Source organism: Clostridium sp. UBA1056, assembly GCA_002316385.1.
GTDB lineage: Bacteria > Bacillota > Clostridia > Clostridiales > Clostridiaceae > Clostridium_J.
In genome coordinates this window covers 1-24,208 of the sequence record DCDL01000009.1, presented here as the reverse complement: position 1 = coordinate 24,208, position 24,208 = coordinate 1, and the positions used below count along the sequence as shown (strand labels likewise).

Annotated in this window: 21 protein-coding genes and 1 other RNA gene; 3 read left to right on the top strand and 19 right to left on the bottom strand. The window is 31.5% G+C overall.

Going from position 1 to position 24,208, the window contains the following annotated elements; genetic code table 11:
* Positions 1-122 precede the first annotated feature (122 nt).
* The 4 genes from B3W71_RS03470 to B3W71_RS03455 form a co-directional block, all read right to left on the bottom strand.
* Positions 123-1,055 carry a lipoate--protein ligase gene (locus B3W71_RS03470; RefSeq protein WP_346887553.1) on the bottom strand — a complete coding sequence of 311 codons (933 nt, stop codon included), beginning with the start codon at positions 1,053-1,055 and terminating at the stop codon, positions 123-125.
* On the bottom strand, positions 1,048-2,742 hold the full coding sequence (gene lpdA, locus B3W71_RS03465) for a dihydrolipoyl dehydrogenase (RefSeq protein ID WP_346887552.1): 1,695 nt from the start codon (positions 2,740-2,742) through the stop codon (positions 1,048-1,050). The genes B3W71_RS03470 and lpdA overlap by 8 nt, the downstream gene beginning before the upstream one ends.
* Positions 2,743-2,844: 102 nt before the next feature.
* The gene (locus tag B3W71_RS03460; protein ID WP_346887551.1) at positions 2,845-3,198 is read right to left on the bottom strand and encodes a carboxymuconolactone decarboxylase family protein; all 354 of its coding nucleotides are present in this window, start codon (positions 3,196-3,198) and stop codon (positions 2,845-2,847) included.
* A gap of 98 nt (positions 3,199-3,296) precedes the next feature.
* The gene (locus tag B3W71_RS03455) at positions 3,297-3,719 is read right to left on the bottom strand and encodes a MarR family transcriptional regulator (protein ID WP_346887550.1); all 423 of its coding nucleotides are present in this window, start codon (positions 3,717-3,719) and stop codon (positions 3,297-3,299) included.
* A 224-nt stretch (positions 3,720-3,943) separates the two neighbouring features.
* On the opposite strand from B3W71_RS03455, the gene B3W71_RS03450 reads away from it, so the two are divergent.
* Complete coding sequence (locus B3W71_RS03450) at positions 3,944-4,207, top strand: DUF1294 domain-containing protein (protein ID WP_346887549.1); 264 nt, start codon at positions 3,944-3,946, stop codon at positions 4,205-4,207.
* A 216-nt stretch (positions 4,208-4,423) separates the two neighbouring features.
* Here the strand turns inward: B3W71_RS03450 and B3W71_RS03445 are convergent, their stop codons facing one another.
* The 9 genes from B3W71_RS03445 to B3W71_RS03405 all read right to left on the bottom strand — a co-directional run bounded on the left by B3W71_RS03445 (position 4,424) and on the right by B3W71_RS03405 (position 15,308).
* The gene (locus B3W71_RS03445; RefSeq protein ID WP_346887548.1) at positions 4,424-4,933 is read right to left on the bottom strand and encodes a flavin reductase family protein; all 510 of its coding nucleotides are present in this window, start codon (positions 4,931-4,933) and stop codon (positions 4,424-4,426) included.
* 271 nt (positions 4,934-5,204) lie between these two features.
* The gene (gene orr / locus B3W71_RS03440; protein ID WP_346887547.1) at positions 5,205-6,362 is read right to left on the bottom strand and encodes an ornithine racemase Orr; all 1,158 of its coding nucleotides are present in this window, start codon (positions 6,360-6,362) and stop codon (positions 5,205-5,207) included.
* A gap of 135 nt (positions 6,363-6,497) precedes the next feature.
* Positions 6,498-7,835: a GlmL-related ornithine degradation protein gene (locus B3W71_RS03435; protein WP_346887546.1), complete on the bottom strand. Its 1,338-nt coding sequence runs from the start codon at positions 7,833-7,835 to the stop codon at positions 6,498-6,500.
* Positions 7,836-8,100: 265 nt separating this feature from the next.
* Positions 8,101-10,284 carry a D-ornithine 4,5-aminomutase subunit OraE gene (gene oraE / locus B3W71_RS03430; protein WP_346887545.1) on the bottom strand — a complete coding sequence of 728 codons (2,184 nt, stop codon included), beginning with the start codon at positions 10,282-10,284 and terminating at the stop codon, positions 8,101-8,103.
* A complete protein-coding gene (locus tag B3W71_RS03425; RefSeq protein ID WP_346887544.1) occupies positions 10,284-10,646 on the bottom strand; it encodes an ornithine aminomutase subunit alpha in 363 nt (120 codons plus the stop codon). The genes oraE and B3W71_RS03425 overlap by 1 nt, the downstream gene beginning before the upstream one ends.
* A 136-nt stretch (positions 10,647-10,782) precedes the next feature.
* Positions 10,783-12,195, bottom strand: coding sequence for a 2-amino-4-oxopentanoate thiolase subunit OrtB (ortB, locus tag B3W71_RS03420; protein WP_346887543.1), 1,413 nt, complete (start codon positions 12,193-12,195; stop codon positions 10,783-10,785).
* A 24-nt stretch (positions 12,196-12,219) separates the two neighbouring features.
* Complete coding sequence (gene ortA, locus B3W71_RS03415; RefSeq protein WP_346887542.1) at positions 12,220-12,516, bottom strand: 2-amino-4-oxopentanoate thiolase subunit OrtA; 297 nt, start codon at positions 12,514-12,516, stop codon at positions 12,220-12,222.
* A 45-nt stretch (positions 12,517-12,561) separates the two neighbouring features.
* Positions 12,562-13,608, bottom strand: a complete 1,047-nt coding sequence (gene ord, locus B3W71_RS03410; protein ID WP_346887541.1) for a 2,4-diaminopentanoate dehydrogenase — start codon at positions 13,606-13,608, stop codon at positions 12,562-12,564.
* A gap of 341 nt (positions 13,609-13,949) precedes the next feature.
* A complete protein-coding gene (locus tag B3W71_RS03405) occupies positions 13,950-15,308 on the bottom strand; it encodes a sigma-54 interaction domain-containing protein (RefSeq protein ID WP_346887540.1) in 1,359 nt (452 codons plus the stop codon).
* Between the two features lie 253 nt (positions 15,309-15,561).
* Here B3W71_RS03405 and B3W71_RS03400 point away from each other — a divergent pair, with 253 nt between their 5' ends.
* On the top strand, positions 15,562-16,329 hold the full coding sequence (locus B3W71_RS03400) for a threonine/serine exporter family protein (protein ID WP_346887539.1): 768 nt from the start codon (positions 15,562-15,564) through the stop codon (positions 16,327-16,329).
* Position 16,330: 1 nt separating this feature from the next.
* Entirely contained in the window at positions 16,331-16,786 is a 456-nt protein-coding gene (locus tag B3W71_RS03395; RefSeq protein WP_346887538.1) for a threonine/serine exporter family protein, read from the top strand.
* Between the two features lie 193 nt (positions 16,787-16,979).
* Here the strand turns inward: B3W71_RS03395 and ssrS are convergent.
* The 6 genes from ssrS to B3W71_RS03365 all read right to left on the bottom strand — a co-directional run bounded on the left by ssrS (position 16,980) and on the right by B3W71_RS03365 (position 24,000).
* A non-coding RNA gene (ssrS, locus tag B3W71_RS03390) (6S RNA) lies at positions 16,980-17,159 on the bottom strand.
* A gap of 140 nt (positions 17,160-17,299) precedes the next feature.
* A complete protein-coding gene (gene aspS, locus B3W71_RS03385; protein ID WP_346887537.1) occupies positions 17,300-19,084 on the bottom strand; it encodes an aspartate--tRNA ligase in 1,785 nt (594 codons plus the stop codon).
* 94 nt (positions 19,085-19,178) lie between these two features.
* The gene (locus B3W71_RS03380; RefSeq protein WP_346887536.1) at positions 19,179-20,627 is read right to left on the bottom strand and encodes a coproporphyrinogen III oxidase; all 1,449 of its coding nucleotides are present in this window, start codon (positions 20,625-20,627) and stop codon (positions 19,179-19,181) included.
* Positions 20,628-20,723: 96 nt separating this feature from the next.
* The gene (locus B3W71_RS03375; protein WP_346887535.1) at positions 20,724-21,326 is read right to left on the bottom strand and encodes an MBL fold metallo-hydrolase; all 603 of its coding nucleotides are present in this window, start codon (positions 21,324-21,326) and stop codon (positions 20,724-20,726) included.
* A gap of 37 nt (positions 21,327-21,363) precedes the next feature.
* Positions 21,364-21,813, bottom strand: a complete 450-nt coding sequence (gene dtd, locus B3W71_RS03370) for a D-aminoacyl-tRNA deacylase (RefSeq protein WP_346887534.1) — start codon at positions 21,811-21,813, stop codon at positions 21,364-21,366.
* A gap of 15 nt (positions 21,814-21,828) precedes the next feature.
* The gene (locus tag B3W71_RS03365; protein ID WP_346887533.1) at positions 21,829-24,000 is read right to left on the bottom strand and encodes a bifunctional (p)ppGpp synthetase/guanosine-3',5'-bis(diphosphate) 3'-pyrophosphohydrolase; all 2,172 of its coding nucleotides are present in this window, start codon (positions 23,998-24,000) and stop codon (positions 21,829-21,831) included.
* Between the last annotated feature and the right edge of the window lie 208 nt (positions 24,001-24,208).

The following is a 24,208-nucleotide window of genomic DNA, read 5'->3' as shown; positions in this document are numbered from 1 at the left end:
AAAGCAGAGAGCCCAAATCTCTGATTTGGTGCTAATCGCTTTCACAGAGTGCGATGGGAGTATTAGAGCGTGTAGTCATCAGATAACACAAAATATACGAGCATTCTGACTTATTTATTTTTTCAAGATGCCTTAAGCTTCGTATACTCCTCTATTAGCTCTATAACTTTTTCTCTAGAAAATAACACTCCTATAATCTTTTCTTCAATTTTCTGTAAATCTATCTCCTCTAAAGTATCTGAAAATATTTTAGCTTTGACTACTTTTCCAGACTCCACTTGTAAACTTATATCTACATTCCCTATGCTAGTATTTTCTTCTAATACTATGTCATATTGTGGACTTTCACCATAATTCCATAGCTTACTAGAATATTTATCATATAGCCTAGGTACATAACTATTCATATTATAAACATCTATATTTTCAACATCTCCATAAATATTTTTAAAGAAATTTACTAATGACTGAATTAAATTTTCCACCGTCAATTTATTATAAATATCTATTAAGTTTATTACTCTACTTTTTACTGATTCTATACCTTTAGATTTCAGTTTTATCTTAGAAGGAGTTAAAACTTTCTCTAACATAGTAATATCTACATCTATCATAAGAGTACCATGGTGAAAATAGTTTCCATCCTCGCAATAAAATGCGTGTCCTGAAAATTTTCTATTATTTAGAAGTAGATCATTTCTTCCTGAGAATTCCACTTTTAGACCATACTCCTCTACAGCATCTTTTATAACTTTAAGTTGCTTATCTAAATTACTATTAACTTCCTTTGTTATAAAAGTAAAGTTTAAATTCCCTAAATCATGAAAAACTGCTCCACCACCAGATATTCTTCTTGCTAGTGTAATCTTATTTTCCTTCATGTAATCTAAGTCACATTCTTTATATGGATTTTGATTTCTTCCAATGACTACAGTATTTTCATTTTGCCAAAGGTATAATATAGTTTCCTTTGGTTGTATATTTCTAAATAGCTCCTCTTCTAGAGCTAAATTATAGTATGGATTAGTTTCCTTGGATATGACTACTTTATTCATTATAATGTATTGCTCCTATAGATAATCCTAATACTGCTTCATGAACAACTTCTCCTGTGGTTGGATGCGCAAATATAGTTTCTGCTATCATTTCTTCTGATATATTCTGCTGTATAATGAGAGTCAAAGTACTTATCAGTGATGAAGCATCTGCCCCTATTATCGATCCTCCAACTATTTTATTTGAATCTAAATCTTTTATTATTTTAATAAATCCATATTCTTGTCCCATAGTTAAAGCCTTACCATTAGCCGAAAAAGGGAATTTGCTTATTTTAATATTAAGCTTTTTGTCTATACATTGCTTTTCTGTAAGTCCAACGGAAGCGATTTCTGGAGCTGTAAATATTACATTAGGTATGCACTCATACTGCATATCTTTATTTTCTCCTAAAATATTATCTACCGCTATAATTCCTTGATGTGATGCTACATGAGCTAGCTGAATCTTGTTATTGACATCTCCAATTGCATATATTCCTTCTACGTTTGTTTTTAGATTATCTTGAACCTTTATGCCTCTATTTCTATCATTTAGCTCTATATCAGTATTTTCTATGTTTAATTCATCCATATTAGGTTCTCTTCCTATAGCTACTAATACCTTTTCTGAAACTATCATTTTTTCTTTATCTTCATTTTCAAATATTACTATGCCTTCTCCTGACTCAGACTTTTCTATTCTAGTGACCTTGGAGCTTGTATATACGCTTATACCTTTAGATTTTGCTATATCAAGTATTTCCTCGGAAACATCTAAGTCTATCATATTAAGAATTCTATTTTCATATTCAACTACATTTACTTTAACTCCAAAGTTTGAATATAAAAAGGCAAATTCCATACCAATTACTCCGCCACCAATTATAGTGATAGATTTAGGTAGTTCTGTACTACTAAGAGCTTTAGTACTGTTTAACACAAAAGGTAAATCTATACCTGGAATATTTATTTTTGAGATTTTAGAACCAGTAGCAATAATTATATTTTTAGCTTCAATAGTATACTCATCTCTACCTTTTTTCACTATAACATTATGATTATCTATAAAGGATGCCTGTCCTTTTATAAGCCTTATATTATTTTTGTTTAATAAATATTCTATTCCACCAACTAGATTATTTCTAATTCTATCTTTTCTAGCTATAACCTTTTTCATATCTAGTTTTATATCTTTTATTTCAAAACCAAATTCCTCTCCATTTATTGCTTCATTATATACCTCAGCAGATTTAACTAAAGCTTTTGTAGGTATACACCCTACATTAAGACATGTTCCACCTAAGTTATCTCTTTCAACTATAACAGTATCTAACCCTTTTTTAGCTCCATAGATAGCTGAAACATAGCCTCCAGGACCTGCACCTATTACTAAAAGGTCTATACTCAACTTTTCTTTTTTACCTTGCATCAAATTTCCAAAGTAATCGACTTTTTTAGTTTCCTTTGGTAACTCTTCTCCACTTACTATAAATAGTGTATCTCCAATTTTTACTTCCTGTCCCTCTTCAATCTTTATTCCTTCAATCTTATAATTTCCTTTAGCTTTTACAGGTGAATTTCCCTTATTAGTTTCTAATTGAAGTAACACTTCATTTAATTTAATATTATCTCCAACCTTTATATTAATTTTTCCTACCTTAGCTGATTTACTTTTTCCCGTTAAACTTTCTAATTTAATATCCATTTTAATTTCTCCTTTAATACTAGAAAATATAATATATAAATTTAAGATTCTGTATTTAAGCCCCTGAGCATAACACCCAGGGGCTTAAATTTAAAATCTTAACTAGTTAAAATCTTTTTCAAATTCGTCAATAGAATCTTTTAGTAGTGTTACAGAATATGCCATGCTTGGACCACCACCAAAGGCAACAGATACCATAGCAGCTTCCATTATTTCTGCTCTTGTTGCTCCTGCTTCTAAAGCTTTATAAACATGGAAAACTATACAGTATTCGCATCTATTATAAGCTGCAATTCCAACACTAATTAATTCTTTTGTTTTAGTATCTAATGCACCTTCTGCATATGTTGTACCTAATAATCCCATGAAAGCGTTAACATTCTCTCCATTAGTTTCTCCTAATTCACCTAGTCCATTCATGAAGTCATTTAACATTTCTCTTACATCTTTTTTCATATCTATACCCCCATATTATTAATAGTTGCTAGTGCAATACTTAGCATTGCAAGTATTTATAATATAAAAATACCATCGTATGGTGGCATTGTCAATGGTTAACATATATTATCTATCATCCTTTGTAAGACATCCTTAAAAATACCTAAATATTCTTTAGGTATTCCTTGTAATACATCATCCTGAAATGCCTGTCCTATAGGCATTAACTCTTCTCTTAAAAACTTTCCCTTATTTGTTAATATTATTTTTGTTATTCTTCTATCTTCAACTTCTTTTCTTCTCTCCACTAATTCTTCCTTCTCCATTCTATCTATAAGCCTTACCATAGAAGATTCTTTTATATCCATGTAATCTGAAAGTTCCTTTTGAGAAATTTCACCTACCTTACCTATATAAAATAAAGCTATCCATTGTACTCTAGTTGTACCATACTCTTGTAACCTTCTATTAAATTCATCTGCTAATTTTTTAGCACTCTTATTTGTTATAAATGCAATGCAATCATCTAAATCAAACATCTACAATATTACATCCTTTCTTTAATAGCTCTTTACTATAATTAATCTAGTTAAACCTATTATGTTAATCAAATTACCTACTAATTATACTTTATTTTGATGAATTTTTAATATTTTATTATTAAATTTAATTACTATTTAACTTAAATATCTCTTAATTACACCTTTTATTTTTCTATAGTATAAACTAAAATTAAAAATATGATTAACTATTAGGAGGTACTATGTTTAATATATTTGTTTTATATTTAATAGTCTTAAACTTAGTTGGATTTTTTATCATGTTAGCAGATAAAAAACGAGCTATTAAGAATCAATGGAGAATTAGTGAAAAAGCCCTTATAGGCATATCTATCATAGGTGGCTCAATCGGTATGTTAGCTGGTATGAACATCTTTAGACATAAAACTAAACATAAAAAATTTACTATTGGTATTCCTGTTATCCTTGTTATACAAGTAGCCATATTAGCTTATTCATTAATCTAAAATCACTATTAGGACAATTTCTCCTTCAACTTCACCAATTAAAGGGGAAATTGTTCTATAAACTCATAATTATTAACCCAGTACCAACTATTTAAAAAGTTAAAAAGTTAACTTTTTGTATAGGTAACTTTTTAGCTTTTTAACTTTTTATATAGATAAAATTAAACTTATCTTGAGAAAGCACTAGTTAGTTTAATTTCTCTATTAAATTCTACTTTATAGCTTATAGCAAGCTTCTACTTCACCTACATATAGTACGTGATAGTCTTCTGCTGGATAGCTTGAGCTTTTTATTGTATCGGATAAGAACTCTGGACTCATTTCATGTTTATAAACTATTCTACATTCGTAAGTCAATACATTAGCCTTATCTATTACTGGAGTATCTACAGTTTTAGCTGGAATAAGCTTCAAATTACATTCTTTAAACTTATCATAATCTCTTCCTGATTTAATACCGCAAAATTTAATTTCTTCTTTTAATTTATCATCAAGAGGAATTGTCACAGTAAAGTTATCAGCTTTTTCTATGATAGAAAAAGTATGTCTATGTTTTCTTACTAACACTGTAAATATAGATTTACCCCATTGAAAACCAACATTTCCCCAACCTATAGTCATGGTATTAACTTCATTTCCTGCCTTTACAGTTAAAAAGGCACCTTTTTCATGTAGATTTCTCACTGCTACATTTAAATCTTCAGTGAATAACTTAAAATCAACCATTAAAATCATCTCCTCAAATTAAAATTTTTATATCTGTTCCCAATATTTAATTTAGACATCTGAAAATAAATAACAAGTCAAANNNNACAAAATAGACGAGTATTCTGACTTATTTATTTTTTTTGAAGATGCCTTACTTTATGTATTACATTATATAGCTTTTAAAGTATTAATATAATAATCTAAAGGCAAATTTATATATTTACATATAAAAAATAATATAATAAAGGGATATCTCAATCTATTTATATTTGAGATAGTCCCTTTATATTTACAAAATAAACTTATTTATATAAGTTGATGTCATTACAGATAACAGTGCTCCATAATCTACATCAAAAGAAATTATATCACCTATCTTATATGCTTCTCCACTCTCTGTCACATCTAATAAAAGATGATCACTACTACCACCTAATATTTTTATTTTTTTATCTCTAGGAGTTATTCCATCTATTCTTACATCTTGTCTTCCCATGGAAATTATGGCTCTTTTTATTATTCCTCTATCCTCAAAGGTTGGTACCTCTCCAAAGGCATCCATTCCAATATTTCCTGTTGGCACAGAAGGCTTATCCTTAATTTCTATAATTTCTCCCTTTAAAGTGAAAACATCTTTAAACATTCCAGATATGTCTCTTCCATAGGCTGTTTCCCTTCCTAATACTACTGACTCCCCAAGTCTTAAATTGTTAACTCCTTCTGGTATGGTCCTATTCATTACCATATAGAGACTGCTAGAGTTTCCTCCTGACACTAATGGCAACTTAATCTTTAACTTTTCTTCTATTTGATTTCTTATACTAAGTAGTTTCCCTAGGTTTATTTCATCAGGTATTACCCCTCCATAGCAAGTTAAATTTGTCCCTACTCCCTTAAATTTTATATTAGGTAATTTAATGATTTCTCTTGAGATTTCTAAAACATCCTTCTCTAAAACCCCTTCTCTTAAATCTCCTAAATCAATCATTAAAATTATATTATGAGTTTTCTTAGCCTTCACTGCTTCCTCTGATAATGCTTTAATTGTATCTATCTCTGAATTTAGGGAAATATCACTATATCTTATTACTTCTCTTGCTTCACTAAGGGCTGGAATTCTAAGAAGCAACTTATCACAAGGTAAATTTACTATTTTCTTCAAATTAGCTACTCTAGAGTCACCTATAGTCTTCACTCCTGCATCTAAAATTCCCTTAACAATTTTTGGTTCTGAGCAAAATACTTTAGTTACTACAGCTACATCTATCATCTTTCCATTACATATATTTAACAGAAATTTAGCGTTATATGTTAACTTTTTTAAATCAATCTCTATTCGTGGATATCTATCCTTTGATTCTTCTTTCCATAAATCTGGTTCAAGCTGAGTATTATAAGTCAAGTTTTCTTTTTCGAACTCTATAATTGGATATTTGTTTTCCATCATTTAACGCTCCTTTACGGTACAAACTCCATGACTTATTAATTTTTCAGAGTGCTACTATAAGCTATATCATAGTAGATCTCATCTTCCTTTGCTCTCCAAAATACTTTTTCATATGCAATAAGGTAATTATAGTACCTATATATCAGATAATTTTAAACTAGCTTTAAGTAGCCTTATCGCAGCTTCTCTATTTTCTCTACTTAGAACTCCAGCACATGCCATAATGTACATATTATCAAGGACTACCTTTGCATCCTCCGTAGGACGCATAGTGATGTCTCCTTTAACATCCTTTATGCTCTCTAAAACTTCTTCTCCCTTACCTAGTCTAGTTAGAGCACCGCCTGTACCTATTATATACTTCACCATAGATAAATCCTTTCCATAGGCACTAAACTTTCTTCCTGAATTATACACTCTTTTAATCTGTCCTACATGTCTATCAATAGCAGTATTTACGGCCTTCTGAGTAAGTACTCTACTCCAATATCTTTCCTCTTCTGTAGACGGAATAGGCTTAATTAAGCTATTTATATCTTCTTTTAATTTTCCTTCTAACTCGTAGCTCTGTAAAAGGTCTAATACATTTTCTCTATTTACATATACCCCCAAATCACCTTCTACAGTACGCTTTGCCTTTGGCTCTGGAGTCACTAATATATCTAAAATTTCCACACTACCTTCTGTTACTGAATGAACATCTGTGGTAGCTCCCCCTACATCTACCACTATTACATCTCCAATTACTTCATAAAGTAGTTTAGTAGCCTCCATTACAGCTCCTGGAGTCGGCATTATAGCTCCATCTACCATTTCCTTAATCTTATCCATACCCCCAGCTTTAATAATGTTTACTTCAAAAGCATCTTGAATTATACTTCTAGCAGGCTCCACATTTAATTCATCTACTCTCGGATACACATTATCTATTACGTAAAGCTCTTTACCTTCAAATATTTCTTTTATTTCTTCTTGATTTGCTATATTCCCACAGTAAACAACTGGAATATTTAGATCTGCATTTCTTATGATTTCTGCATTGTCTAAGGCAGTTTCTCTCTCTCCGTAATCAGTACCTCCAGCAATCATTATAAGGTTAGGATTAATTTCTCTTATTTTTTTAATATCCGTTCTTCTGAGCCTACCTGCTGTTACCATCTTTATAATTCCACCAGCTCCAAGAGCAGCTTCCTTAGCTGCTTTAACTGTCATATCCTGTACTAATCCATGAACAGTTATTTTTAAGCCACCAGCAGCACTACTAGTGCCTATCATTCTTTCATATTCAATATTTTCTCCTAGCTGTTCTTCTATTTCTTTAATTGCATTTTTAAGTCCAATAGTAACATCACCTTGTAAAACAGATGTAAATGCCTTACCTTGTCCTACAAGCTCTACTTCATTTTTAAAATTAAAAGCTGTTACTACAGTTGTAGTACTTCCGATTTCAGCTATTAAATATTCAACTCTCATAGCTTCCCTCCTAGTTTAAAAGGGATATCTCAAAATTCTACTAAGCATTAATCTCTAATTAAGGCATCTTCCAAAAATAAATAAGTCAGAATACTCGTCTATTTTGTATTATACTGCGTCAACAGAACCCTTAGATAGNNTTATTATTTATTTTCAGATGCCTAATTTAAACTTAGTTTGATTATTCTGAGACAATCCCCATAATTTATATGATGTCTTACACTTTAAATTATTTTATGTCCATTTAATTTAGTTATATTTTAAATTACTCTTGGTCTTTTTTCATTAATGTTTCAATAATAAAGGAAGCAACGTTATTTCCATGAGTTCCTCTACCAAAACCTGCATCCATACCATGAGCTACAGCAATTTCGTTAGTTACCTGAGTTCCTCCACAAGCTATTATAAATCTATCTCTTACACCCTTCTCTATACATAGATTATGAATTTTTTGCATGTTCTTAGTGTGTACATCATTGTGAGTAATAATAGTACTCATCACTATAGCTTGAGCCTTTGTTTCTATAGCTGCATCTATTAGTTTTTCTACTGGGCAAGAAGTTCCAAGGTATACTACATCTACACCATATTTCTCAATACCACCATGCTTAATATCTATAATTTCTCTTAGTCCAACAGAGTGCTCATCTTCTCCAACTGTAGCAGCTACTACTCTAATAGGATGCTCCTTAACGTAAGCTCTCATTACATCATCTGGTAAAAGCTCTTGTTTTTCAGGAATCTTAAGCTCTGATTTCTTAATAACAAAGCTCACTTTACCTTTAATCTCAACTAAAGTACCTTCAGCATCTTGCATGATTTGTTTATGAATAACTTCTACATCTGTTAAATTCATCTTTCTACCAATTTCAAGAGCTGCAGCTTCTGCAATATTTTCTTCCTCTGGAATGAATAATGTAGTAGATACATAACCATCATTTTTCCACTCAACTTCTGGAATTATTGCATCTTCATCCTCGTTTACTCTTTCCATTCTTGTATTAACATTATCTTCTTCATCTAATTCATCAATGTAAACTATCTTACTATGATCGCATAATGTACATCCACTTATAGGATCACAAGAATGTTCATATTGTTCTGGTACATTATTATATCCAAAGTGAGAGCATACAGGTGCAAAATAATCCTTATCTCTTGGAACTACTGTATCAACTGCAATACCACCATCTATCTTTCTTGCTATACCGTCACCATTTCTTTCTGGATATTCACCTGAGTCTACAAAGAATCCATCTTCTACAGCTTTAAAGTATCCACCATTTTCAATCATTTCTTCTAAGAATAGAACTGCTCTTTCCTTAAGCTCTCTAACCTTCTCTGGAAGATATCCTTCCTTCTTAAGCTCTATCATATCCATTAAGCCATCCATACCAATCAAGGCTTGTTTAGCTGTATTTACAGCATGGATATTGTTATAATGCCAAGGTACATTTCTTCCTTCATCAGGAGTAATTGTACTTTGAATATCTGCTGAAGTAAGCTCAGATATCAATAAGTTTAATGAGTGAGTTACAGTAGCTTCTCTAGTACATGAAGCCATATATTTTGTATTCATTTGTGCTCTCATTTTATAATTTCTAAACAAGTCTCTAAGAGCTACAGCATATGGTAAGTCATATCTTAAGCATGGAGCTGGTGGTGCTGTTGGTGGAACTGTAGATAGAGCTATGTTACTTGGTTTTATTCCAACCATTTCAGAGAATTTAGAGTTTATAGCATGCTGAACCATAAGCTCTGGCATTACTTTATATCCCTTCATTGCTGTTGCATTTGCATTATGTGCTCCGTCTATTTGAAGCATATCTACAGAGGCCATTATATGTTTTGCTACTGCTGCATCTACAAAGGATCTAATCATATTTATATTTCTATAAAGCACATTATATTGTGGGTCTTGGTGAGCTCCGTTTATTCCTTCCTCTGCAAACATTACAGAAATATCTGGACCTGCTACACCTGAAACATAAGAGTGGAAGTTTATTGGCCTTCCAACTTCTTCTTCAATCATATCAAGAGCCTTTCTTGTAGCTCTAACTTCTTTTCTAGTGATTGGAACTCCGCCTATACCTTCTGGACTTCCTTCAATTAAACCGTCATAGTGACTTTGTCCTGCAGTCCTAATAACCATTATGTGATCTGCACCATGCCAAGCTGCCATTCTCATTCTTCTAATATCATCTTCAAATCTACCTGAAGCTACTTCAGAGGTTATTACTGACATTGGTTGAGGATCTATATTAGCAAAGCTAGTTGCTGATGGAAGTGCTTTACTATTTTTTAGAGGTTTTGATATTTCTTTATATTCAAACTCTCCCATCGGTTCTTTGTATTCTTCTCTCCAGTGCCAACCTCTTCTTTTAGGTTCATACTTATCTAAGTCCTTAAGTATTTCTGCTACATCTATTTTCTTATTTATATCTAGCATTATTTATCCCCCCTAAATAAATTAGTTACTTCATTCCAGCCTTTACCTTCTCCAAGCTCTCTACCAGCTTCTAAATATGACATTCTTTTAAGCTCTCCATATTTTAAAACTACATTTCCCATACCTTTTCCAAGAAGACCTGCTTTTAAACCTTCTTGAACTATAGCTTGAGATTCTATGCTTGAAAAGCCCATTCTAAGAAGTACCGATCTTTCTATAGAGGATGATGTGTTTCCATATGCTAATTCCACCATCGGATTTACTATCTCTTCCGCTAATTTCCAAAATCTCTCATATAATTCTTCATCACTTAAATTTGCTAAATGTTTTCTTCTTATTTCGAAATCGTCTTCTCTTTTCACTACTTCTCTCCCCCTAATGGTATTTTAATTATTTCACACATTATTTTCTTTAACCCTATTTACTTATATTTTTAATGTTAGGCATCTTCAAAAAATAAATAACGTATATTTCACTTGTTATTTATTTTCAGATGCCTTACTTTACAGTAACCTCAAATTCCTTAAGAATATTTATAACTATTTCTTTTTCAAGCTTTGTCTCTTCACATAGGAAGTCTAAATCTATCTGTTCAACTTCCTTTTCCTTTAAAAGCTTTACTGTATTTTTAATCAATGATCTTCTATAATCATTTAAATCTTTGTTGTCTACTTGTAGATAAGACGGATCTTGTGGAAGTATTATGTTTTCGCCTGGAATCTCATCCATAGGATTACCTCTTAGCACCTTAATTCCATTTTTCTTTGCAAAAGTTAATTGTGGAACTATATGCTTTCCTGCTCCAGTATATTCAGTTTCTTGAACAACTATAATTGCATCATCATCCATTTCTTGAGCTATAACAAAAGCCGCTGCTAAAGATGTATTTCCTGCTGGTCCTCTTTCTAACCCTTCAAGTTGTGCCAAAAGCTCAGTCATATAGAATACTTCGCCTTGAGGTAAGGTTACATATCTATCTAAATATCTAAGTGGCCTTGCAGCACTTCTTGGTACATCACTTCTATCTGGCCATACCATAAATGGTATACCAAAACCTGTGTGCCCAGTAGTAAAGGATTTTCTATTAAAGGCTTTATCACTTGCCATATGAAGACCTTGTAAATTTACAGAAGCTCCAATAACTTGTGTATTGTTAGCTCCAGCCTTTATAAGTCCTCTTGCAGTACCAGTAACATTTCCACCACCGGCATGGGTAATTACTACTGCTTCTGGATCTTTACCAAATCTTTCTCTACATTCAGTAGCTATCTCATAACCTAAAGTTTCAACTCCAGCTATTCCATAAGCAGAATATAATGATGCATTATAGAATCCAGTCTCCTCTAGAGTTTCTAGGTAAGTGTAAAATAATTCTGGCCCTACTGTTAGTTGTAAAACTTCAGCTCCTAACCATTCACACTTTCTACCCTTCTCAAGAATTTCTGGTTGTCCTACTTTTTTAGAATCATAGCACTCTTGAACAATAGTACATTTTAATCCCTTCATAGCTGCTTGAGATGCTACTGCAGCTCCATAGTTTCCAGAAGTAGCTGATGCAACACCTTTATATCCTCTTTCCTTAGCATCATAAACTGATACAGAGGCTCTTCTATCTTTAAAACTTCCAGATGGATTGCAGCTTTCATCCTTAACAAATATTCTTGCAGCTTTTCCAGTCTTGGACACTTTTCTTGCTAATGCAGTAATATTTCTTAACTCTAAAAGTGGTGTGTTTCCAACTCCTACTTCTCTCTGAATTTTCATAATATCACTTAGGGAATATCCTATATCTCTCATCATTCCTTCATAATCAAAGGCAAGACTTCCTCTTTCATACTTATCAAAATCCATTCCCACAGACTTAATCATAATTTGATTTTTTCTGCTCATAACTTCTTCATACTTATTCATATTAATCACCTACTTTCTGTACAACTAATTATTGAAAATCATTTCCTTAGCTTGTTTTCCAATATAAGCTATCTCACTTACATAACTACCAAAGTCATGAGAATATGAAGGTTCTACTATCTTAGCTATTCCTTTCATAGTCCTACCAATAGTTGTAGTGATTTCAACTTCGTCTCCCAGCTCACAATCTGAGTTTACAAAGCCTCTAACCCACATTTTAAGTGGAGTTTCCTTTGTATCCTCTGGAATTGCTGGTGATCTATCTTCACATTGTAATACAACTGTTTCTATTTCAATAAATGTGCCCTTCTTAATCAACACCTTCACCCCCGAAACAAATATAATTCAAAATAAATAATCTATATATTATCTATCTATAAAATCTCTAAAGTCTCCCATTATAGCTCTTGGTACTGGTAAATCTATCATTGTTTTTAATCCTGGATTAGCATTAATTACATGAGGAATCATATTAACGCACATAGCAATTGTTCCAAGTCCACCATCAACTTCTGGTTTAATTGACATATTAACCTCTGGGGTACCCTTAATTGTTATATAATCTCCAGTAAATGTACCTTCCATTTCAGGCTCAATTTGTTGTGGATGAATCATATCTATTTTTACTTCTCCATCAACATATCCTTGACCTGTCATATTAACTCCTGCTACATCTCCAGCAGCTGCAAAGCCATAAGGTGATTTTCTATCTACAGTAGTTACTATTGGAGCCATTTGCTGTTCAAATTTATCAACTTTCCATCCCATGGCATCTGCTATCATATTTACAGATTCTATAAAACCAACATGACCTGCTAAGCTTCCATCCTTAACTCCTGCATTGAAATCCTCAACCTTCATGCCAACTCCTTGTTCTTCCATAACAGCTGGTCCAAATGGAGATAAGCTATTTACTCTCTTAGCTTCTACATGAGTTACTTCAGTCATACAACCTGTTAAGCATACAACAAGTAAATCCATAATTAATCCTGGGTTTATACCTGTTCCAAGAATTGTAACTCCATTTTCCTTTGCAACCTTATTTAGCTCTGCAGCTAGTTCAGGATTTTTAGCTTGAGGATAAGACATTTCCTCTGCTGTAGATATAACATTTATTTTCTTTTCAAGTACAGATTTTAATTTTGGAAAAGCATTTTTAGTAAAAGAATCAGTTGCACATAAACAAATATCACAGCATTTTTCTGTTAATACTTCGTCTATATTAGCTTTTATTATTACATCCTTTCTATTGCCTCTCTCTACTCCCAGAACTTCAAAAATACTTTTCCCAGCTCTATCAGGGTGCATATCACAAACACCTATTATATCTACGCCTTTTTTAGTTAGAAGCATCTTTGCCATTCCACTTCCCATAGCTCCAAAGCCCCAGATTGCTACTTTAACATTTTCCATTTTCTAATCCCCCTTATGATTAAATTATTTTTATATATTTCACTAATATCTATTACAGCAATTTTCATGCCAATAAAAATATAGAATTCTCTATATTTTCTAACTTTTATTATGAAAAATGTATATAATTCCAATATCTTTTAAATTTTACTGCAAAAAATTTTTCTATATACACTCGATTTTATCTATGAAAAAAGCGTATGCAAATAATTTTGCATACGCTTTGCCTAATTTTAGGCACTTGCATCTTTTTCTTTTTATTTTAATAAATTTTGTTGTCTAATTTAACACTTTATTTATATTTGCTGCATATATTAATGCCTTAATAATAAACAGATTCATTAGATCAACTTATACTTTTTTAGCTTATATTGAAGATTTTGTCTTGATATTTTTAATTCTTCTGCGGTTTTTGTTATATTTTTATTATTTTTCTTATAGCTCTTCTCTATTATACCTTTTTCAATATTATCTATATATTCATTTAAAGGAAATTCACCATTAAACCCCTCTTCTACAGCTGTATCTACTACTGAATTGATTTTATGACCAAAGCACTCCTTGGTCAAAATCTCTCCATCTTCTACCATATTCATTGCACTTTCTATGACATTTTTTAGTTCCCTTACATTTCCTGGCCAATTATAACTAAAAAATCCATCCATCACATCTTCACTAATCCCTTTTACATTTCTATATAAAATACCATTATAATAATTTATAAAGAAATCACATAGCTCCTTTATATCTTCCTTACGTTTTCTAAGAGGTGGTATCATTATTTTTATTACACTTAATCTATAGTAAAAATCTTTTCTAAGCTTCCCTTCTCTTATGAGTTTATCTGCTTCTTCATTTATTGTTGCTATAACCCTTACATCTACATCAATAATTTTATTGCTACCTAGAGGTCTAATATATCCATCTTGAAGAACTCTTAATAATTTAGATTGTAGATATGGTTCCATAGAATTTATTTCATCTAATAAAATAGTTCCTCTATGAGCTTCTTCAAATAATCCTTTTTTATTTTCTGCTCCTGTAAAGCTACCTTTAACTGTTCCAAATAGCATTCCCTCTAAAAGCGCACTGGGTATTGCTGCACAATTAATAGCTATAAACGGATTATTCTTTCTTATTCCTTCATAATGTATACTCTGAGCAAATAGTTCTTTACCACAGCCAGTCTCTCCATATATAAGTACAGATGAATTAGATATACTTGCCTTTTTGCTTTTTAAGATTTCCTCATTTAGTTCCTCACTATTTCCTATAATATCTTTAAAGGTATAAAAACGCTTTTCTGATTTACCTTTGTTCTCTAATTCACATATAGTTTCATTTAATTTTTTTATTTGAGTCATATCTCTAGCTATTTCAATTACTGCATTTACTTCTCCATCTATAATCACTGGAATAGTAGAATTCACACTAGTTATTATCTTTCCAGCTCCATTACTATAGTTTTGTATAGTATCTTTATATGTGACTCCACTCTTTAGACACCCGAGGATTGTTGAATGCTCTATATCTTTAAGATATTCGTGAATTTCCTTTCCCATAACATATTCACTCTTCATGCATTCTATATTTTCCATGGCATGATTATAGTAGATAGTCTTCCCCTCACTATCAACTATATGAATCCCCTCTTTTAAATTACTAATTAGACTTTCTAATAATACATTTACATTATCCATAAAATCCTCCTTAGCTATCCCCATATAATTAATCATAAACTTGAAAACAATATCATAATCAAAGTCGCTGTTCATTGTTGTAAATTTATAATATTTGCCTATATAATTAATTTAACATAATATTGTAATATAATAAATTTATTATTCTAACAATTACGCATTATCGCATTTTTTGTTCTATAATATTTTTGAAGCGTTTCAATAATAATATATTATAATAATGTTTTAGTTTATATAACAAAGGAGTACTATTATGGTTAATGATATTATAGTAAACCTAGCTGCCGAGGCTGGAAAAATAATGCTTGAAAATGGTGGGGAGACTTATAGAGTTGAGCAAACAATAAATATGATCTGCAAATCTTATAATATAGCTAATGCTGAAAGTTTTGTTTCACCTACAGCTATAATAACCTCCACCGTAGATGAAAACGGAAGAAGTAGTACTATAATTAAAAGAATTACTTCTAGATCCACCGATTTAGAGAAGGTAGCTTTGATAAATAATCTATCTCGTAAGATGCAAAGTGAGCCTCTGACCTTACATGAGCTTGATAAAGAATTAAAATACATAAGGTGCTTCCCAAAATATACCAACAGAATAAAAACTTTTTTTGCAGGAGTAACCACTGGAACATTTACCCTTCTTTTTGGAGGTAATTTTGGTGATTTTATTATAGCCTTTTGTGTAGGAATCCTAATTAATCTATTATCTTCAATGCTATCGCGTTTAAATGTTAATGACTTTTTTATTAATGCGGCAGGTGGTACTTTAGCAGCTATAATTGGAATTTTCTTTTCCTATATAAATCCTATATTTCATCAAGATAAGATAATTATAGGTTCAATTATGTTACTTGTTCCGGGTCTTGTTATCACCAACGCTATTCGTGATACTATAGCTGGAGATCTTATTTCAGGTCTCTCAAGAACCCTAGAAGCTATAATGATAGCCGGAGCCATTGCGATTGGAACTGCCTTTAGTTTCAAACTATGGATGTTTATTATAGGAGGAGTGTAAAATGTTTTTCCAAGTTATATATGCCTTTATTGTTTCCTTAGGCTTTGGAGTTCTCTTTAATGTAAGGGATAAAAATTTATTCTTTGCCGCTCTAGGTGGAGCCGTGGGGTGGTTTTTTTATAGTCTAACTTTAAATCTATCAGACTCTAACGTATTGGCTATGCTAATAGCCTCTATTAGCATTAGTGTCTATGCTGAAATTTTCTCTAGGGTTTTAAAAAATCCTGTTACATTATTTTTAGTTTGTTCTCTTATTCCTTTAGTTCCTGGAAGTGGAATGTATTATACGGTTTTTGAGGCAGTTAAAGGTAATGTTTTTGAATCATTAAATTATGGAATTGAAACCATTTCTTTAGCAGGGGTTATAGCTGTAGGAATTATTTTAGTATCCACTTTAAGTCGTCTATTCCAAAAATTAAAAATGAGAAAGCTTCAACTTAAAGAAGAAAATAAGTAATATATTATTTATATTTTATGTATATCAATATAATACTCCTTCCATATAAATGTAAGAGATAAACAGTTATACATCATAAATAAATGAAACCTAACTTCAGTACGGAATAAAACTCCTCTAAAGTTAGGTTTCACTTTATATACATATAAGAAAGGAGCAAATATAAATATTTCCTCCTTAATATTAAAACTATTGATACCCACTGTGCCGTCTTGATGGGATATTTGAACCCTGTCTACCAGGGGTGGAATCGCCTCATTACTTCTGGTACTAACTATAAAATAGTCTGTCAACACTCCATAACGAGAACATCAGCCACTATGTTGAAATGTTGGCTCAACATAAACCATTTCCACGCACACAGCAGAATATTCTTTAGTATTATTATATAGCAATCATAATTAAATTGCAATTATAAAATATATATCAATCAATAAGTATCAATAGTTTTATAAAGTTATTATAACCATAAAAGCTTTAATTATTCTAAAGAATAATTAAAGCTTTTATAATTTATTTTTCCACTTTACTTATTTCAATTCCAAGATCACTTAGTTGTTTCTTATCAACAACATTAGGTGCTTCACTCATTGGACAATAAGCATTTTGATTTTTAGGGAATGTAATAACATCTTTTATGTTATCTGTTCCTGCAAGGAACATTACCATTCTATCTAATCCATATGCAAGTCCGCCATGTGGTGGTGGTCCGTATTTAAATGCTTCTAATAAGAATCCAAATCTTTCCCATGCACTCTCATCAGTAAACCCTAAAAGATTAAATATCTTTTGTTGAAGATTTGTATCATGAATTCTTATACTTCCTCCACCAAGCTCTTCTCCGTTTAATACTATGTCATAAGCCTTAGCACGAGCGCTGCCTGGATCTGTTTCTAGAAGGGCTAAATCCTCATCCATAGGTGCTGTGAATGGATGGTGAAGAGCTACGAATCTCTTCTCTTCTTCATCATATTCAAACATTGGGAATTCAGTAATCCATACAAAGTTAAATTCCTTATTTCCTTCTAAGATTCCAAGTTCTTTAGCCAGCTCTAATCTTAAAGCACCTAGTGATTGAAGTACTACACTATCAACATCTGCAACTATTAAAACTAAATCTCCTACTTCTGCTCCAGCAGCATTTAATAGTTTAGTCATATCCTCTTCTGAGAAGAATTTAGCTATTGGAGATTTTATCTCTCCTTCTTTATAAGCTATCCATGCAAGTCCTTTAGCTTTGTAAGTTTTAACGAACTCACCTAGTTTATCAACTTTCTTTCTGCCCATATCTGCACAGTTCTTAGCTACAATAGCTCTTACTGAGCCACCATTTTCAATGGCACCTTTAAATACAGCAAATTCTGTACCTCTTACTGCTTCAGTAATATTTTGTATTTCCATACCAAATCTTAAATCTGGTTTATCACTACCATATTTATTCATAGCTTCTGCATAAGGCATTCTTCTTATTGGAAGCTGTACATCTACATCTATAACTTCTTTAAATACTCTCTTAAGTAGTCCTTCATTTAGAGCTATAATGTCTTCCATTTCCACAAAGCTCATTTCCATATCTATTTGAGTAAACTCCGGTTGTCTATTAGCTCTTAAATCCTCATCTCTAAAACATTTAACAATTTGGAAGTACTTATCATAGCCAGAAACCATTAATAATTGTTTAAATATTTGTGGAGATTGTGGTAATGCATAAAACATTCCTGGATAGTTTCTACTAGGTACTAAGTAATCTCTAGCGCCTTCTGGTGTGCTCTTAGTAAGCATTGGTGTTTCCATTTCTAAGAATCCATTTTCATCTAGATAATCCCTTACTACCTTTGAAGCCCTATGTCTGGTCATTAATATTTTTTGCATATCTGGTCTTCTAAGGTCTAAGTATCTATATTTTAATCTTATATTTTCACTAGCATCTAAGTTTTCTTTAATATATATAGGTGGAGTTTCTGATTCTGAAAGTATTTTAATACTTTCACCTTTAAGCTCTACCATCCCTGTTGGTAAATTATTATTAGGAGATTCTCTTCTGATAACCTCTCCAGTAACAGCTATGCAGTACTCAGATTTAACTAAATCGGCTTTTTCAAAGGCTTCTTTATTTATCTCTTCACCAAATACAACTTGTAATAATCCAGTTCTGTCTCTTAAATCTACAAAAACTAGACTTCCTAAATTTCTTTTTCTTTGAACCCAACCCATAACAGTGATTTTTTCAGAAATATTCGCTTCTCTTACTTCACCACACATAATGGTTCTTTTAAGTCCATTAAGTGATTCTCCCATTTAAACTCCTCCTGTTTAATTACTAAATCTAAAATATATTATAATATCATTACTCAAATAAAATTTCACCTAAAACCCTATGTACATAATTGTTTTAATATAATGTATTGAGCAATTCTATCTTTCTATCTATCATTTCCTCTATTCTATTATTATACTCTTTTACATCCTTAACATTTGCAAATCTCTCTATCCTATTTTCATCTAAGAAAACAACCTTTGAAACTCCATCTGCACCAAGAGCTATAATAGTTTGCTTTTCCTCAATCATCTGAATGTTATATATACATATCTTTTCATTCCTACAATAACCTACATTCTCCATATTACCTACCATATTTTTTTGTCTATACATATAGTAAGGCTTCATATTTAGAGCTAAGGATAACTTCTTTGTAGCTGTATACATAGCATTTAACTCATCTTGATTAGGAATAGTAAATTGACCTTTATTAACTAAATTTTCATGTAACCTAGAGCCTCTTTTAACAGACATTCCATGGATAGTTATACTATCCGGATTTAGTTTAAGTATTTCTTCACAGCTTTTATTTATATGACTTAAACCTTCTCCTGGCAGTCCAACTATCATATCCATATTTACATTATCAAAACCAAGATTTCTAGCTAGATTAAAGCACTCTTCTACCGCTTTACTATTATGATTTCTGCCAATACTTTTTAAAGTATCATCATTCATAGTTTGAGGATTTATGCTAATTCTATGAACCTTATATCTCTTCATAGATTGTAGTTTTTTTTCTGTAATACTATCTACTCTTCCACATTCTACAGTAAACTCTTTAACATTATTACCTTCTACAAATCCCCTGTAGATTTTATTCATTATATCTTCAAACTCTTCATCATTTACAGCTGTCGGGGTACCACCCCCAAAATAAACAGTTTCTATAGTTAAATTTTTTTCTGATACATATTTACTTATAGCTTCTATTTCCTTGGTAATAGCATTAAGATATTCTTTAACTAAAGCTGCTTTTCCTCCTATAGGATTTGAAGTAAATGAACAATACACACATCTAGTTGGACAGAAAGGCATACCTACATAGATGCTTACAGTATTCTCATCTTTATTTACTATACTTTTTTCATACTTAGCTACATCTATGCAAAGCTGTGCCTTCTCTGCACTAGTTTCATGTCTGTCCTTAAATTCTTTTATTACCTCATCTTCACTATATCTTTTTTCTAAAAGATCCAATGCCTTCTTTGAAGGTCTTATTCCTACAAGGGTTCCCCATGGAAGAAATTTTCCTGTGACCTTTCTAAGATATATGAACAATGCCTTTTTAACTTCCTCTGAAGGTTTGTAACTTCTATTAATTTCATAGTTAAATAATCCTTCATTATCTTTAATAATAACATTTCCCGCTTCTTCATCTATATCTATAGATAAATCAAATTCCTCATTTATAAATTCTATATTAATAAAACTAAAGAACAAATTTATCATAAGGAATACATCATATCTAAAGTTCATATTACTTAACTTTACTTTTATAGATTTTATATTTTCTATCATACTTTATCAGTTCCTTATTTTTCATTAACTCATCTAAATCATTGATTTAAAGTGTATTTTACTTATCCTAGCCAAATATCAAATTTGAAGTCTTACTTATAAAAATGGATTTTCCATTCTCTCTTGACCTATAGTACTACTTGGTCCATGACCTGGATGAACTGCTATACTATCACTAAGAGGCATTAATTTATTTTTAATACTTGCTATAAGCTTATTGTGATCTCCACCAGCTAAGTCACTTCTTCCTATTGAGCCTTTAAATAAAGTATCTCCTGTAAATATATTGCCATCTGCTAAAAGACATATTCCCCCTGGAGTATGCCCTGGTGTTGCTAAAACTTCTATTTTATATTTACCAAATCTTAATACATCACCATGTTTTAATAAAAGATCTGCCCCACCTTTAATAAGCGGCCCATAATACATACTATTACTTAAAATCATATCATTATCTTCCTTAGACATAGCCACAGTTGCTCTTGTTTCTGCCTTTAGACCATCTACCCCTGTAGTATGGTCAAAGTGACCATGAGTTAAAATGATATATTTAACTTTGGCTCCTAATTGATTAAGAGCCTTACACACATCATCAATATCTCCACCTGGGTCTAAAACTACAGCTTCCTTTGTTTCCTCATCAAATAATATATAACAGTTGGCAGCATAGACTCCTGCCATCATTTTTTTTATAATCATAATATCACCTCAAAATCCCGTATATCTTTTAAACCTTTTAGAAATCCTTTTTACTCTCTAGTAAAAGTGTTACTGGTCCATCATTTATAATTTCTACCTTCATATCAGCTCCAAATTCTCCTGTTTGTAGATTAGGAACCTCTTTTTTAAAAGCTTCTACTAATTCATTATATAATTCCTTAGCAGCCTCTCCCCCTTGTGACTTCATAAAATCAGGTCTTTTTCCTTTTCTACAGTCACCATATAGAGTAAATTGAGATATTAATAGTAGCTCTCCATCTATATCCTGAAGAGAAAAATTCATTTTTTCATTTTCATCTTCAAAAATTCTCATTCCAAGAACTTTTCTTACTATATAATCAATATCTTCTTTAGTGTCCTCCTTACTTATCCCAACAAGCAAGTTAATTCCTTTTCCAATTTCTCCAATAACTTTATTATCTACTTCAACCTTTGAAGATTCAACTCTTTGCACAACAGCTCTCATATTAAACACCCCTTATTACTGTTTCTTTCTATATACATCCTTAACATCTTTAATTTTCTTAAGTTTAGCCTGAATATCCTTTAAATGCTCTATGCTAGAAATATTTATTTTCAAGCTTACGACAGCTATATTATGTTTATTAGTTACAGCACTTATTGATAAAATATTAGCCTTAACAAGTCCTAATATCTCTATAATATCTGTAAGAACACCTAATCTATCTTCTGCTTTTACTTCTATCTCAGCAATATATTTATCCTTATTTTCTTTTCCCCAATCCACGTCAACTATCTTGTGATCTTCTTTTTCTTGTAGATTAATTACGTTTTTACAGTCACTTCTATGAATGGATACACCCTTTCCTCTTGTAATATATCCAATAATATCATCACCATATACAGGGCTACAGCACTTTGCAAACCTTACTTGAATATTAGACATATTCTTAACTGTAACTCCAGAGTAATTATTACTTTTTTGTTTTTTATTTTTCTCCTCATGAATCAAGCTTATTTGACTAGCCTTTAATTGTTTAGAGTGTTCTTTATCATAAGCATCCTTCAGCTTACTTATCATACTATTAGGATTTATATCACCTATTCCCACTGCATGATACAAATCATCCATATTCTTCAAGTTGTATCTTCTAATAATTTTCTCTATAATATCTTCATTAATTATTTGTAAAAATATACAATTTTGCTTTTTACACTCTTTATCTACTAGCTCTTTTCCTTTTGCTATGGTCTCTTCTCTGTTAGCTTTTTTAAACCATAACTTAATTTTACTCTTTGCTTGATTACTCTTTACTATATTAAGCCAGTCAATACTAGGGCCTTTAGAGTTTGTGGCTGTAATTACCTCTACAATCTCTCCAGTTCTAAGCTTATAATCAAGAGGTACCATCTTCCCATTGACCTTACCGCCAACACACTTATGCCCTACAGCAGTATGAATTGCATAAGCAAAATCTATAGGCGTAGAGTCATTTGGCAGATTTATAACATCACCCTTTGGAGTAAATACAAATACCTCGTCAGAAAATAAATCAATCTTAAAGCCTTCCATAAACTCTTCAGCATCAGAAGTTTCTCCTTGCCATTCTAACATCTCTCTTAGCCAAGAAAGTTTTGAATCTAAGGATTTATCTTCATCCTGAACATTCTCCTTATACTTCCAGTGAGCTGCAATACCATATTCAGCAGTTCTATGCATTTCAAAGGTTCTAATCTGTATTTCAAAAGGTTTACCAAAAGGCCCTATTACTGTTGAATGAAGGGACTGATACATATTAGGTTTCGGCATAGCAATATAGTCCTTGAATCTACCTGGTATAGGCTTATACATAGTATGTACTATTCCCAATGCAGCGTAACAATTTCCAATATCATCTACTAATATTCTCACTGCTGTAAGATCAAATATTTGATCTATAGTTTTATTACTTTTAATCATCTTTCTATAAATACTATAGAAGTGTTTTGGTCTACCTTCTATTTCCGCTGTAATTCCACCCATATTAAGATTCAATTTAAGTTGTGATATAATATGACCTATTTGCTCTTCTCTCTCATTTCTCTTATCTGAGATAAGCTTAACTAAGTCATAATATTCCGTAGGATTTAAGTATCTTAGAGCTAAATCCTCTAGCTCCCACTTTATTTTTGATATACCTAGTCTATGAGCTAAAGGTGCATATATGTCTAATGTCTCCTTAGCCTTTTCTTTCTGTTTATTCTCTGGCATATATTTTAATGTTCTTAAATTATGTAATCTATCCGCCAATTTTATAAGTATCACTCTTATATCCTTAGCCATAGCAAGAAGCATCTTTCTAACATTATCTGCTTGCTGCTCTTCCTTTGACTTATATTTTATTTTACCTAACTTAGATACCCCTTCTACTAAATTTGCCACTTCTACAGAGAAGATATTACAAACATCTCCATAGGTATATTCCGTATCTTCAATTACATCATGTAAAAGTCCTGCCACTACAGTGGAAGTATCAAGTCCCAGTTCAGCCAAAATACAAGCTACTTCTACGGGATGAATAATATAAGGCTCTCCTGACTCTCTTTTTTGATCTTTATGGGCATTTACAGAAAACTCATAGGCCTTATTTACAAAATTGATATCCACATTGTGACAATTACTATTAATCTTTTCTATCAATTTATCAATCATTGTAATACACTCCTAAAATTAAAGGCTGGTTAATGAACCAGCCGCCTATTTAAACTCAGTAATAATTATATACTATAACCCAAATTATTTCAATTTAGGCATCTGAAAATAATAACAAGTCAAAGATGGGAAGTATATTTTGAGTTAGACAAGGAAACAGGTTCCGCAGATAGTAGTACTATCTAAGGGTTCTGTTGACGCAGTATAA

Coding starts and splice junctions, on each gene's coding strand:
- B3W71_RS03460 (WP_346887551.1), bottom strand. CDS start 3,198: ATGAAAAAAGATGTAAGAGAAATGTTAAATGACTTCATGAATGGACTA.
- B3W71_RS03380 (WP_346887536.1), bottom strand. CDS start 20,627: ATGATAGAAAATATAAAATCTATAAAAGTAAAGTTAAGTAATATGAAC.
- orr (WP_346887547.1), bottom strand. CDS start 6,362: ATGATGGAAAACAAATATCCAATTATAGAGTTCGAAAAAGAAAACTTG.
- oraE (WP_346887545.1), bottom strand. CDS start 10,284: ATGCTAGATATAAATAAGAAAATAGATGTAGCAGAAATACTTAAGGAC.
- B3W71_RS03365 (WP_346887533.1), bottom strand. CDS start 24,000: ATGATTGATAAATTGATAGAAAAGATTAATAGTAATTGTCACAATGTG.
- dtd (WP_346887534.1), bottom strand. CDS start 21,813: ATGAGAGCTGTTGTGCAAAGAGTTGAATCTTCAAAGGTTGAAGTAGAT.
- B3W71_RS03455 (WP_346887550.1), bottom strand. CDS start 3,719: ATGTTTGATTTAGATGATTGCATTGCATTTATAACAAATAAGAGTGCT.
- B3W71_RS03450 (WP_346887549.1), top strand. CDS start 3,944: ATGTTTAATATATTTGTTTTATATTTAATAGTCTTAAACTTAGTTGGA.
- ord (WP_346887541.1), bottom strand. CDS start 13,608: ATGGAAAATGTTAAAGTAGCAATCTGGGGCTTTGGAGCTATGGGAAGT.
- B3W71_RS03445 (WP_346887548.1), bottom strand. CDS start 4,933: ATGGTTGATTTTAAGTTATTCACTGAAGATTTAAATGTAGCAGTGAGA.
- B3W71_RS03435 (WP_346887546.1), bottom strand. CDS start 7,835: ATGAGAGTTGAATATTTAATAGCTGAAATCGGAAGTACTACAACTGTA.
- B3W71_RS03405 (WP_346887540.1), bottom strand. CDS start 15,308: ATGGATAATGTAAATGTATTATTAGAAAGTCTAATTAGTAATTTAAAA.
- aspS (WP_346887537.1), bottom strand. CDS start 19,084: ATGGGAGAATCACTTAATGGACTTAAAAGAACCATTATGTGTGGTGAA.
- B3W71_RS03375 (WP_346887535.1), bottom strand. CDS start 21,326: ATGATTATAAAAAAAATGATGGCAGGAGTCTATGCTGCCAACTGTTAT.
- B3W71_RS03395 (WP_346887538.1), top strand. CDS start 16,331: ATGTTTTTCCAAGTTATATATGCCTTTATTGTTTCCTTAGGCTTTGGA.
- lpdA (WP_346887552.1), bottom strand. CDS start 2,742: ATGGATATTAAATTAGAAAGTTTAACGGGAAAAAGTAAATCAGCTAAG.
- B3W71_RS03400 (WP_346887539.1), top strand. CDS start 15,562: ATGGTTAATGATATTATAGTAAACCTAGCTGCCGAGGCTGGAAAAATA.
- ortB (WP_346887543.1), bottom strand. CDS start 12,195: ATGAATAAGTATGAAGAAGTTATGAGCAGAAAAAATCAAATTATGATT.
- B3W71_RS03470 (WP_346887553.1), bottom strand. CDS start 1,055: ATGAATAAAGTAGTCATATCCAAGGAAACTAATCCATACTATAATTTA.